Raw genomic sequence first — 12293 nt, forward strand, 5'->3', positions numbered from 1 at the left:
CCATGACGACGCCCAGCGTCCGTCCGCGCCAAATCACCGACGCCCCCCGGCGTCGTCGGGGCCGATCGGCTTATCCGTACTGGTTCTACCTCCCGGCAGCGGTGATCTACACCGTCCTGTTCCTCGTCCCCACCGTGGCGTCGTTCTTCTTCAGCTTCACCCGCTGGTCGCTGTTCGATTTCACCTTCATCGGCCTGGACAACTTCGTTCAGTTCTTCAAGGAACCCGCCCTCATCAAGGGACTCGTCAACACCTTCATCTACGGCGTGGTGACTTCGGGACTCAAAGTGGTGCTGGGCATGCTCCTCGGGGTCCTGCTGACGTCGCAGATTATCGCCCGCGGCTTCCTGCGCTCGGTTCTGTTTTTCCCGGTGCTGCTGTCCAGCATTGGCGTCGGCATGGTCTTCACGGTGCTCATGGACCCGAACAATGGCCTGATCAACGATGCCCTGGCCCTCTTCGGTATCGACGGGCCCAAATGGCTCACCGATCCGGCCTGGGCCCTGATGTCCGTGGCGCTGGTGGACGTCTGGAAAGGCGTTGGCCTGGCCACTGTCATTTACATCGCCGGCATCGTTTCGATTCCCGCCGAGTACTTCGAAGCAGCCAAGGTGGACGGGGCGAGCTCCTTCAAGAGCTTCTGGAACATCACACTGCCCCTGGCCCGTCCCGCCACGGCAACGGTGATCATCCTGTCCCTGATCGGGGGCCTGCGCTCGTTTGACCTCATCTGGGCCATGACGAAGGGTGGTCCGGGCTTCACGTCCGACGTCATCGCGTCCGTCATCTACAAGCAGTACCAGGCCGGGTTCTACGGCCTCTCCACGGCCGGCAACGTGGTGCTCTTCCTTATCGTCACGGCGATCGTCGTGCCCCTCTCCATGTTCCTGAACCGCAAGGAGGTCGAACAGTGACCGCCATCAAACGCTATGCCGCGGGGATCCTCGCCATTGGTGTCTCGCTCATCGTTTTCGTTGTCCCGCTCCTCTTCATGGTGCTCACGGCGCTGAAGGACCGGCGAGAAGCGTCAAAACTCGAGTTCACCTGGCCCACGCAGATCCATTTCTGGGAAAACTTCCAGGAGGTTGTGTCCAAACGCAACTTCATGCTCGTTACGGCGTTCATCAACAGCACCATCCTGACCGTTGTCAGTGTTGCGGTGCTGGTGGTGCTGGCCGCGATGGTGGCCTGGGTCCTGCAGCGACGCAAGTCGCGCTGGAGCGGGGTAGTGAACTTCCTGATCCTGTCCGGCCTCATCATCCCGCCCGCCGTCGTGCCCACCATCTGGGTGCTGCAGTCCCTCGGCCTGTTCAAGACCCTCCCGGGCCTGATCCTGATCGAGGTGGCGTTCGGTCTGTCCTTCTGCGTGATGCTGTTCCGTGCCTTCATCGCCGGCATCCCCAAGGAACTGGACGAAGCCGCCGTGATTGACGGGTGCGGTCCGGTCCGCCTGTTCTTCCGTGTGATCTTCCCGCTGCTGCGCTCGGTCATGGTCACGGTGATCGTGGTGCAGTCGGTGGCCGTCTTCAACGACTTCCAGCACCCGCTGTACTTCCTTCCCGGAGATGCGAATGCCACCGTGCAGCTGACCCTGTTCAACTTCCAGAGCCAGTTCGCCACAAGCTACAACCTGCTGTTCATGAACATCCTGCTTATCACCATCCCGCCCCTGATCATGTACATGTTCTTCAACCGCCAGATCGTTGCCGGCATGACCGCCGGCGCGGTCAAGGGCTGAATGTGCGTCACGACTTTTCCCCTAGGAGCTCCATGACTGCCCCCGTGCAGGCCGAAGTATTCATCCAGCCCATCACTTTTGAACACCTGCCCGGAGCCCTTGGCATCGGCACGGCAACGCCCCGTCTCTCCTGGAAAGCCAGCGCCCCTGCCGGCTGGCAACAGGCCGCCTACCAGTTGTCCATTCAAACCGGCGGGACCGTATGGACCGGCGAGCAGACGGCGTCGACAGACTCCGTTCTCCTCGACTGGCCGGCCGCGCCCCTGTCCTCCGGCGTCAAGGCGGAGGTCCGCGTCCGCGTCTGGGGCGACCCAAACGGCGAGCCGAGCGCCTGGAGCGAGGCAGCCGTCGTCGAACCGGGCCTTCTGCGGCCTGCCGACTGGACCGCCGTCGCAGTCGCGCCGGACTGGGACGAAGACCCGGATTCCGACCGCCGCCCGCCGCTCCTTCGCCGTGGGTTCCGTCTGGCGCGGCCCGTGGCATCGGCCCGGCTCTACGTCACCGCCCACGGTCTGTATGAAGTGGAAATCAACGGGCAACGCGTCGGCAACGAAGCACTGTCGCCGGGGTGGACCGTCTATGGTCAGCGCCTCCGCTACTACACCTATGACGTGACTGAACAGCTCGCTGAAGGAGACAACGCGATCGGTGCGTGGCTGGCCGACGGCTGGTACCGCGGGCGCATCGGCTTCCACGGCGGGCACCGCAACCTTTACGGCGACAAGGCCGCGCTGCTGGCCCAAGTTCACGTGACGCACGACGACGGTTCGGTCACCGTGATAGGTACGGACACCGAGTGGCGGGCTGCCTACGGTCCGATCCGCTTCACCGGGCTTTACGAAGGCGAGGAGTACGACGCCCGCGAGCTTCCCGACGGATGGAGCAGGCCGGGCTTTGACGATTCCGGGTGGTCGCAGGTCCGGGCTGTAGCGCGGGACCCGCAAACCCTGGTTGCCCCCGAAGGTCCGCCCGTCCGCTGCACCCAGGAAGTGCGGCCCGTTTCCGTCACCGAAGCGCCCTCCGGCAAACTCATACTGGATTTCGGCCAAAACCTTGTGGGCCGCCTCCGGATCACCGTGGAAGGCGCAGCGGGGCACACTGTGACGCTGCGCCATGCGGAAGTCCTCCAGGACGGCGAAATCTATACCCGGCCACTGCGCGGGGCCACCGCCACCGACCGCTTCACCCTTGCAGGGGCAGGCACCGAAACGTGGGAGCCCCGTTTCACGATCCACGGCTTCCGCTATGCCGAAGTGGACGGCTGGACCGGAGGCGACCCGCTGGACCGCATCGTGGCACGCGTGTATCACACGGACATGGAACGGACCGGGTGGTTCGAATGCTCAAACCCCGACATCAACCGCCTCCATGAGAACGTCCTGTGGAGCATGCGCGGGAACTTCGTGGACATCCCCACCGACTGCCCCCAGCGTGATGAACGGCTTGGCTGGACAGGGGATATCCAGGTCTTCGCCCCGACAGGAAGCTTCCTCTACGACTGCTCGGGCATGTTGTCGTCCTGGCTCAAGGACCTGGCAGCGGAGCAGCTTGATGACGGAACCGTCCCCTGGTATGTCCCCTTCATCCCCGGCGGGGACTACTGGACTCCGCTGCGGCCGGGGGCAGTATGGGGCGATGTCGCTGTGCTGACCCCGTGGACGCTGTACGAGCGTTTCGGTGACGCGGGCGTGCTGGCCACCCAGTACAAGAGTGCCAAGGACTGGGTGGACCTCGTCGAGCGTCTCGCGGGCCCCGGAAGGCTGTGGGAAAACGGCCAGCAGTTGGGGGACTGGCTGGACCCGACGGCTCCGCCGGAAGACGCCACCCGCGCCATGACCGACCCCTACCTCGTGGCCACCGCATATTTTGCCCGCTCAGCCGAGCACCTGGCCAAGGCCGCCGGGGTCCTGGGCAAGCCCGACGACGAACGCTACTACGCCGCATTGGCCCGCGACGTTGCCCTGGCATTTTCCAAGGCCTACGTCCACGACGACGGCATCATGGCCTCCGATGCCCAGACGGCTTACGCGCTCGCTTTGGTCTTCGGCCTCATTCAGGATGACACGGCCCGGGCCGCGGCCGGCCGCCGCCTGGGCGAACTCGTACGGAATAACGGACACCGCGTGGGCACCGGATTTGCCGGAACTCCGGTTGTCTCGGAGGCGCTCACGCTCGCAGGAGAGAACGACGCTGCCTACGGGCTGCTCCTCGAGCGGGAATGTCCCTCGTGGCTCTACCAGCTGGACCAGGGCGGAACCACCATCTGGGAACGCTGGGACTCCATGCTGCCGGACGGAACGGTCCACCCCGGCGAAATGACGTCGTTCAACCACTACGCCCTCGGGGCAGTGGCCGACTGGATGCACCGGGTGGTCGCGGGAATCGCGCCGCTCGAACCGGGGTACAGGCGGATCCTCTTCAAGCCGTTGCCCGGCGGGGGGCTGACGCATGCGTCCGCCCGTCACGAGAGCCCCTATGGACCAGCGGCGATCTCGTGGCGGATCCTCGATGACGGCGCCCTCGAAGCCGAGGTTGTGGTGCCCACAGGCGCAACGGCGAGGCTCGAACTTCCCGGTGCGGAACCCGTGGAGCTCGGCCCGGGCCTGCACACGCGATCGGCACCCCTTTTGGAGGGAAGCCTCCGGCGTTAGGATGCCGTGTGACTTCCACCCACGGCTACGCGGACAACAACGGCCTTCGCATGTACTACGAGGTGCACGGGGAGGCGGTGGCCGGCCGGCCGCCGCTTCTCCTCATCCCGGGCGGCGGCTCCACGATCGGCACCAACTTCGGCGAACTCATCCCGGTGCTGGCCGACCACCGCCAGGTGATTGCCGTCGAGGAGGAGGGCCACGGCCGCACCCGTCCCACCGACCGCCCGCTCACTGCCGAAAACTCCGCCGGCGACATCCTCGCCGTTCTGGAACAGCTCTCCGTTGAAACCGCGGACGTGCTGGGATTCAGCGCCGGCGGGCACACCGCCGTCGCCCTGGCACTCGCGCGTCCCGCCGCTGTCCGGCGCCTGATCGTCGCCTCCACCTTCGTAAGCCGCGATGCCGTCCCTGCCGAGTTCTGGGACGGCATGGCGAAGGCCACCCTGGACGACATGCCCGACACCTACAAGGACGCCGACCGGCTCCTCAACCCGGAACCCGGCCATCTGGAACGGCTTTTCGAACTGGACCGCCGGCGCATCCTGGACTTCCCCGGATGGTCGGACCACGAACTGGGCACCATCACCGCGCCCGCGCTGGTGGTGAGCGGCGACCGGGACATCGTCACCGCCGAGTACGCCGCGCGGATGGCCGGCATGATCCCGGGTGCCAGGCTGCTGGTCGTCCCCGGCGGCCACGGCGACTACCTCGGCGAGCAGGCCGCCAGCAGCGGTGACCTGCGGACGATGCACGCCACGGTCCCGTTATTGCTGCGGTTCCTGAGCGGGTAGGGCCACACATGTCCGTTCGCGCTCACGGATTGTCGAGCGTTATTTCAGTGTGGATGATCACCGCGGAGCACTGGAATTGCGCGCTGCAGGTTTGCAGGTAAACCGACGCTGCGGCGGCACCCTCGTTGAACGCCATCATGGTTGGGACCACCCGGATGGTGACTGTCTGGGTCTGTTTGGTGCAGCTGAGCTGATCGTTCCCGCCGCCGCCTGCGATACGACCGTCGCTGACCCTTTGGGTGATCTGGACGACGGGTATTGCCATGACCAGGGCGGGGTCGGTGTCGCACACGAAGGTGACGGGAACATCCACCGCCGCGCCGTCGGCGACGAGGACTCCCGGGCCCGCGCTCACCAGCGTGGCGGGGGCTGCTTGCGCGGGGGTGGCCATGGCCACGAGGGTTGCGGCAAGAGCAGCGGCGAGGCAGCTTCTGGTGCCTAACATCAGGTTCTCCCTTGAATGGAAGCGTGGCGTCCTGCGTTCCGCATTGTCGGCCAGTGCGGTGACTGGGCGTCTTGTAGGTACGGGGCGAAGCCCCTGACGGCAGCGCCGTTCCGGGCGCCGCCTGATGCGGCCGAAAGTCCGGTTGGCCGTAGATTACCGACTACCCGCCTGCGAGACAACGGTTAACGCAAACGGGCGACGGCGGGAGGTCCCGCCGTCGCCCGTTCCCGGCCTTTAGCCGTGGTTGTACATGATGTGTTTGGTGCGGGAGAAGTCTTCGAGGGCGTAGGCGGAGAGGTCCCGGCCGTAGCCGGAGCCCTTGAAGCCGCCCCAGGGCATTTCGTTGGCGATGACCAAATGGGAGTTGACCCAGACGGTGCCGAAGTCGAGCCGTCGGGGGACGGAGAGGGCGCGGGCGGCGTTGGTGGACCAGACCGAGGCCGCGAGGCCGTACACGGTTTCGTTGGCGCGGGTGATGGCTTCCTCGTCGGTGCTGAAGGTTTCCACCGATACCACCGGGCCGAAGATTTCGGTGCTGGTGATCGCGGCGCTGGCGGGCACGTTGGTCACCACGGTGGGTTCGATGAAGTAGCCGGGGCCCTCGATGGCGTTGCCGCCGACGGCGATGGTCAGGCCGTCGTTGCGGACGTCCTGGAGGGCGGCGAGGACCCTGTCGTAATGGGCTTTGGAGATCATGGAGCCGATTTCGGCGTCGCCCGCGCCGGGGGTGCCGACGGTGATTTCGCTGACCTCCCGGACGAGCAGTTCGGTGAACTTCGCGGCGACTGATTCGTGGACGAGGACCCGGCAGGCGGAGCCGCATTCCTGCCCGCCGTTCCAGAATCCGGCGGAGCGGACGCCTTTGGCGGCGGCTTCGAGGTCGGCGTCGTCGAAGACGACCACGGGTGCTTTGCCGCCGAGTTCCAGGTGGACGCGTTTGACGGTGTTCGCTGCGCTGGCGGCGACTTGCTGGCCGCTGCCGACGCTGCCGGTGATGGCGACGAGGTCCACGTCGGGGTGTTCGGAGATCCGGTGTCCTGTCACGCGGCCGGAGCCGGTGACGATGTTGAGGACACCGGCGGGGATTTCGGCGGCGATGAGTTCGGCGAGTTTGAGCGTGCTCAGGGGTGTCTGCTCGGAGGGTTTGAGGACCAGGGTGTTTCCGGCGCCGAGGATCGGTGCGATTTTCCAGGCGGCCATCAGCAGCGGGTAGTTCCACGGGGTGATGACGCCGACGACTCCGACGGGTTCGCGGAGGATCACGGAGGTGTGGTTTTCCGCGTAGTCGCCCGCGCCGGGGGTGTTGAAGGTGCGGGCGGCGCCGGCGGAGAACCGGAAGGTGTCGATCGCGCTGGAGATGTCGTCTTCGGCCACGGCACCGGGTTTGCCGGTGTTCGCCGCTTCCAGGGTTTCGAGGAGTTCGCGGTTGGCCTCGATGACGTCCGCGATGCGGAGCAGAACCGCGGAACGGTCCTGGGGAGTCTTTGCTGCCCAGCCGGCCTTGGCCGCGAGGGCAGCCGCGACCGCGGCGTCGACGTCCTCCACGGACCCGCCCGGGACCTGCATCAGGACCTCTTCGGTGGCCGGGTTCACCACCTCGACCGTTGCGTCCGAGGTGGAGGGGATGAACGCCCCGCCGATGAACTGGCCGAACGGCGGCAGCGACGCCGCGGGCGCGGCTGCCGCCCTGCGGACGGTGAACAATGCTGTGTCTGTGGCGGTCATGGTTTTCCTGGAGTCCTGTCTCTTACTTCTGGTTCAGGGCGGTAAGGGCGTTCTTGACCCGGGCGAGGTCCGCGTCGTTGAGGTCGGCCGTGGGGCGGCGGGGTGAGCCGGCGGGCAGGCCCTGCAGGGTCAGGCCGGCTTTGACGGACTGGATGAACGGGACGGAGAGGAGCGCGTCGATGACGGGGTAGAGCTGCTTCCACAGTTTCAGGGCGCCGGCGAGGTCGCCCTCGGCGATGCGGCGGCTGACGGCGACGATTTCGTTGGGGACGACGTTCGCGGTGCCCGCCATCACGCCGGCGGCGCCTTCGGCCAGGGCGCTGTACAGGTAGGCGTCCCAGCCGATGAAGGTGCCGATGACGTCGCTGTGGTGGTGGATCAGCTGCAGTGCCTGTTCCCAGTTCGCGGACGAGTCCTTGATGTACAGGATGTTCTCCACGTCCTCGGCCAGGGAGCGGACGGTGGCCGGGTCCAGGTTGACCCCGGTGACGGCCGGGATGTTGTAGAGCATCACCGGGATGCTCACCGAGCGGGCGACGTCCTTGATGTAGGTGACGGTCTCTTCCAGGGAGAGCGGCTCGTAGTAGGGCGTGATCAGCATGAGCACGTCCGCGCCCGCCTTCTCGGCGGCCTGGGAGAGGCGGATGGCTTCGGCGGTGGAGGTGGCGCCGGTGTTGGCGATGACCGGGACCCGGCCGGCCGCCTGCTCGATGACCGTGTTGATCAGGAGCAGGCGCTCCTCCGAGGACAAAGCGCCGACCTCGCCGGTCGATCCGGCCGCGACGACGCCGTCCACGCCGGCGTCGATGGAGCGGTCAACGATCCGCCGCAGGGTATCGACGTCGATGGTTTCGTCCTGGTTGAACGGGGTGGACAGAGCGGTGAGGACGCCTTTGAGTTGCGTTGTCATGGTGGGTTGTTCTCCTTGGTGGTGTTGGTTCGAGGGCGGGCGCAGGGGCCGGATCAGGTGCCTGCGGCCAGGCGCAGGGTGGGGGCAGCGGCCCGCTGCTTATCGGTGGCGAGCAGGCTGGCGGCTTCCTGGGCTGCGGAGAAGCCGGTGGTGATGGAGCTTTCGGTGTAGAGGGTGCCGAGGAAGTCTCCGGCCAGGAACACCCGGTCCGTGCCGCGCATGAGCGTGGACTGGAGCTTGGCCCGGCCGGGGAAGCAGTACGGGGACGCGACCTTCCAGCGGTCCGTTTTGGCTTCGACGACGCTGTCGGCGAAGCCGTGGCCGAGGACCTGGTCCAGGTCGGCCAGGTGGGTGGCGATCACTTCCTCATCGCTCTTCTCCAGCAGCGCCTTGCCCAGGGCGGCCGGGGAGAAGGTCATGAAGGACCCGCCGGGCTTCCGCACGGATTCGGAACCACGGACGATGCTCGCCTGGTTCAGGGCGATCGCGAACGAACGCTTCGGGGCGGCGATGGCGTAGATGTCATCCCAGGGCTTGGCCGTTGTCTCGTTGGTCAGGAACGCGGTGCTGACGTGCGGGCCGTATTTGATCTGGGACAGGGCGCCGCGCAGGTCTTCCGGGAGGTCCACGCCGATCTTGTGCGAGACATCAGCGGTGGTCGCCAGGACCACGGCGCGGGCCTCGACTTCACGGTCCACACCGCCCTGGCTGTAGCGGACCAGCACGGAGTTCTTCCGGTGGATCACTTCCTGCACGGTGGCGCCGAGCTGGACCCGGTCCCCGAGGGCGGCCGCGATGGACTCGGTCAGGGTGGAAGGGCCGCCCACGATGCCCTGGCTCAGGCCCTGCCCGATGCCCAGGACCAGGCTGAAGTACCCGATGCCGGCGCCGGCGGAGATCTGGTCCATGTCCCCGGCCGAGCGGGTGACGGTGGTCTTGAACAGGGCCGCCGCGTCCTCGGACAGGTTTCCGATGAAGTCCTGGAATGAGCTGTCGTTCTCGAAGTCATAGATGCGCTGCTGCCGCATCGCACCGGATTCACCCGAACGCTTCCGCACCACACCGGTGTACTTGGCGACGCCGGCAACGACCTTCATTCCAGCCTTCAGGGTGTCGATCCGCGAGGTCAGGGACATCGGGATGCGGAACGGATAGGTGGCGATGTGCCCTTCACGGATGAACTTCCCGTTCATGGACAGGGCCTGCAGCGAACCGGGGATCTGGACGGCCGTCACGCCGACTTCATTGAGCAAGGCGTCCGTGGAGGAACCGGCCCCGGCGAAGACGTGGCCGCCCCAGTTCAACCAGTACGCGCCCCGCCGCTCCGAGCGGATCCGCCCGCCCACACGCCCGGCTGATTCCAGCACCACGGAATCCCAGTGCCGCAGCCTCCAGGCCGCCGATAGTCCGGCGAGGCCGCCACCGACAATAACTACGTCTTTCATGATCTTCCTTCTTTATGGCGGATCCGTCACCCCGTTCGCGGCGTCACGGCCGAGTGGGGTGTGAGTGTGAGTGTGAGGTTACGTTTGTGTGTTGCTTACTTCGCTGGCCAGGGGCGTCGATGGCCGTGGCCGGAAGTTGATGTAGGTCACATCTAAAAGATACATCATTGTATGATTAATGCAATAGCCTTTTGGGCGTGAGGTTGCTTGGCGGAACGGTTGGGCCTTGCGCGCGGCTCTTAGTGCGCGTAGCCTGCAGCCGCCTCGGTGAGGGTCTTCCCCTTCGTTTCCGGAGCCAGCCACTGGGAGAGCGCTGCGCCGACGAAGGCGACTCCGGCGGCGATCAGCATGGTGGGGCCGGCGCCGAGGCTCTCCATCGACATCGGGAGGAGGAAGATGCCGATGCCTGCTCCGACCCTGCTGACGGCGGCCGCGAAGCCTGTTCCGATTCCGCGGATCTCGGTCGGGAGGACCTCGCCCGGGTAGACGTTGGTCAACGTGTTGTACCCCGCGTTGAAGAACGAGAAGACCAGGAAGAGGATGAGCACAACGAGCGCCGGCGCGCCGGCCCACAGTCCGATAATCGCGAGGACGGCGGCGCACAGCCACTGCGGCGGGACGGTCAGCGTGCGGCGGCCGACCTTTTCGATCAACAGGAACGTGACCACGACCCCGGCCAGGGCGACGGCGGAGAGGCCGACTCCGCCAGCGAGTCCGCCTGCGAGGCCGTACTGCTGCAACACGCTGTCGGCAAAGGTGGCGATGGCGAAGTACGGTGTCACGGCACAGAACCAGAACGCGGAGATGAACAGTGTGGAGCGCCAGTACTGCTTGGAGAACAGCATCCCGAAGCTGCCCTTGCGGACGTCTTCGTGCTGGACGTCGTCGAGCGCGTCGTCGGGCATGTACTTGGCGGCGAGGGCGCGGGCCTCGTCCTTGCGGCCCACGCTCCACAGCCAGCGCGGTGACTCCGGCATGCCGAGCCGGGCGAGGAACAGGACCACCGCGATGAAGGTGCTCGTCCCCAGGATGAAGTGCCAGCTCAGGTCGGTGTACTCATTCAGCAGATGGCCGATGACGAAGGCGATCATAAAGCCGGCGTACCAGGCGATCCCCATCGCGGCCATTAGCCGCCCGCGCAGGTGGGTGGGCGAGAACTCGGCCATCAGGGGCCAACCGACCGCGTACTCGGTACCGATCGCGATGCCCATCAGCAGCCGCACCACAATGAGCAGTATCGGTGAGTCGACGAAGAACTGCATTCCCGACGCGACAGCGAATAGTCCGATGTCGAACATGAAAATCGGCTTGCGGCCCCACTTGTCGGCCGCCCAGCCACCGATCGGTGCGCCAATCAGAATGCCAACCAGTGCGGCAGCGGCGATCAGTCCCTGCCAAAAGGCGGTGAGCTGCAGATCCTCGGCCATCCGTCCCGAGACCGGTCCGATGATGCCGAGGACATAGCCGTCCAGGACCATGCCGCCGATCAAGACGGTGACCATCCTGACCAGGAAGCGTCGCTTATTTACGGCTGACGCGCCCCCTTGATGCCCGATTGCATTATCTATGGCTGACATTTGTCACTCCTGACGATTGGGTGGATGACATGGGTTGTGTCGCGTTCATCAGTGCTCCTGATTCGTCCGCAGTGGGCCGTATCTGTCGTGGGACAGAAGGGTCGCCGACCCCGCTTAACCGGGGCGGGTGCGTATATCGAAAATCTGCTTGGGTACGCGTCTTGTTGATTGAAGAACGTGACCCACACCACTAAAGATACATCATTGTATGATTAATGCAATAGCTTTTTGGGAACCAAAAAACCCGCGTCAAGCTGACGCGGGTTCCGGTGGCCTTCTGGCGCCTATTTCTTGAGGCTGATCAGCTTCCAGGGCAGGCGCGCGGGGCTGCCGGCGGGGGAGACGTCGAGGGAAAGATCGGCCCGCTTCAGGTCTTCTTCCAGAAGCAGCGTGCCGGTTGCGATGCGTGCGTTGTTGGAGGCGATGACCCGGCCGTTGGGTCCGAGCAGGACCACCGCCGGGTCACGGAGCTGAAGCGCCCGGAGGAAGACTCCTTCGAGGTTCGCCAGAGTGAGGTCGCACCCAAGGATGTGGGTCCCTTGGGGGGTGGCGGCGGGGACGCAGAGGGTGATGATGCTGACGTTGATGCCGCCGAAGTCGACGTAGGGACCCACTGCCAGCGGGTGGCCGGCGGCGGAAGGAAGCGTGAACCATTCCCGTCCGGTGTAGTCGTAGTAGTTCAGCGAGTCCGGGTTGAGGTCGTGGGTGACGAAGCGGGGCTCGCCCTTGGGCTGTGCCCGCCACCATTCCAGCCAATGCGGTGCCTCCGGGAGGCTGCCGGGGGCGTAGGCGATCCCGGCGCCGATGATGAGGTCCGAGTGCAGCTTGATGAAGTTCGCCAAGTCCTGCCGCAGGAACAGGTAGTCGCTCCGGCGGGGCACCCCGGACGCAGCTTGTGCCGCTGCGGTGACCGCGCCGGCGACTTCTTCGAGGTCCGCGAAGACTGCGCTGATGCTGGAGGAGACGGTGTCGACCGTCCGTTGGAGGGCCTCGCTTACGGTTTCCACG

General features: G+C 65.7%; 10 protein-coding genes. 4 read left to right on the plus strand and 6 right to left on the minus strand.

From position 1 onward, the window contains the following. The first annotated feature begins 2 nt into the window (after positions 1 to 2). The 4 genes from BS38_RS0105005 to BS38_RS0105020 are packed head-to-tail and all read left to right on the plus strand — an operon-like array spanning position 3 to position 5183. Complete coding sequence (locus BS38_RS0105005) at positions 3 to 914, plus strand: carbohydrate ABC transporter permease (protein WP_156037070.1); 912 nt, start codon at positions 3 to 5, stop codon at positions 912 to 914. After that, a complete protein-coding gene (locus BS38_RS0105010; RefSeq protein WP_028269794.1) occupies positions 911 to 1738 on the plus strand; it encodes a carbohydrate ABC transporter permease in 828 nt (275 codons plus the stop codon). Before BS38_RS0105005 ends, BS38_RS0105010 begins: the two co-directional genes overlap by 4 nt. A gap of 32 nt (positions 1739 to 1770) precedes the next feature. After that, on the plus strand, positions 1771 to 4389 hold the full coding sequence (locus BS38_RS24445; RefSeq protein ID WP_051628737.1) for a glycoside hydrolase family 78 protein: 2619 nt from the start codon (positions 1771 to 1773) through the stop codon (positions 4387 to 4389). 8 nt (positions 4390 to 4397) lie between these two features. Next, entirely contained in the window at positions 4398 to 5183 is a 786-nt protein-coding gene (locus BS38_RS0105020; RefSeq protein ID WP_231511084.1) for an alpha/beta fold hydrolase, read from the plus strand. A 22-nt stretch (positions 5184 to 5205) separates the two neighbouring features. Here BS38_RS0105020 and BS38_RS0105025 read toward each other — a convergent pair whose 3' ends face one another. The 6 genes from BS38_RS0105025 to BS38_RS26410 form a co-directional block, all read right to left on the minus strand. Continuing rightward, complete coding sequence (locus tag BS38_RS0105025; protein ID WP_028269796.1) at positions 5206 to 5628, minus strand: hypothetical protein; 423 nt, start codon at positions 5626 to 5628, stop codon at positions 5206 to 5208. Positions 5629 to 5862: 234 nt separating this feature from the next. Then, positions 5863 to 7353 carry an aldehyde dehydrogenase family protein gene (locus BS38_RS0105030; RefSeq protein WP_028269797.1) on the minus strand — a complete coding sequence of 497 codons (1491 nt, stop codon included), beginning with the start codon at positions 7351 to 7353 and terminating at the stop codon, positions 5863 to 5865. 22 nt (positions 7354 to 7375) lie between these two features. After that, positions 7376 to 8263: a 4-hydroxy-tetrahydrodipicolinate synthase gene (dapA, locus tag BS38_RS0105035; protein ID WP_028269798.1), complete on the minus strand. Its 888-nt coding sequence runs from the start codon at positions 8261 to 8263 to the stop codon at positions 7376 to 7378. Positions 8264 to 8316: 53 nt separating this feature from the next. Further along, positions 8317 to 9708: a protoporphyrinogen/coproporphyrinogen oxidase gene (locus BS38_RS0105040; protein ID WP_028269799.1), complete on the minus strand. Its 1392-nt coding sequence runs from the start codon at positions 9706 to 9708 to the stop codon at positions 8317 to 8319. Positions 9709 to 9947: 239 nt separating this feature from the next. Further along, positions 9948 to 11210, minus strand: coding sequence for an MFS transporter (locus BS38_RS0105045; RefSeq protein WP_231511088.1), 1263 nt, complete (start codon positions 11208 to 11210; stop codon positions 9948 to 9950). A 359-nt stretch (positions 11211 to 11569) separates the two neighbouring features. Continuing rightward, the gene (locus tag BS38_RS26410) at positions 11570 to 12292 is read right to left on the minus strand and encodes a PDC sensor domain-containing protein (RefSeq protein ID WP_028269801.1); all 723 of its coding nucleotides are present in this window, start codon (positions 12290 to 12292) and stop codon (positions 11570 to 11572) included. Between the last annotated feature and the right edge of the window lies 1 nt (position 12293).

It is taken from the genome of Arthrobacter sp. UNC362MFTsu5.1 (assembly GCF_000685965.1).
GTDB lineage: Bacteria > Actinomycetota > Actinomycetes > Actinomycetales > Micrococcaceae > Arthrobacter.

Bases quoted from the DNA above. Each gene is read 5' to 3' on its own strand.
- BS38_RS0105005 (WP_156037070.1), top strand. From the start codon at position 3: ATGACGACGCCCAGCGTCCGTCCGCGCCAAATCACCGACGCCCCCCGG.
- BS38_RS24445 (WP_051628737.1), top strand. From the start codon at position 1,771: ATGACTGCCCCCGTGCAGGCCGAAGTATTCATCCAGCCCATCACTTTT.
- BS38_RS0105025 (WP_028269796.1), bottom strand. From the start codon at position 5,628: ATGTTAGGCACCAGAAGCTGCCTCGCCGCTGCTCTTGCCGCAACCCTC.
- BS38_RS0105030 (WP_028269797.1), bottom strand. From the start codon at position 7,353: ATGACCGCCACAGACACAGCATTGTTCACCGTCCGCAGGGCGGCAGCC.
- dapA (WP_028269798.1), bottom strand. From the start codon at position 8,263: ATGACAACGCAACTCAAAGGCGTCCTCACCGCTCTGTCCACCCCGTTC.
- BS38_RS0105040 (WP_028269799.1), bottom strand. From the start codon at position 9,708: ATGAAAGACGTAGTTATTGTCGGTGGCGGCCTCGCCGGACTATCGGCG.
- BS38_RS0105045 (WP_231511088.1), bottom strand. From the start codon at position 11,210: ATGGTCACCGTCTTGATCGGCGGCATGGTCCTGGACGGCTATGTCCTC.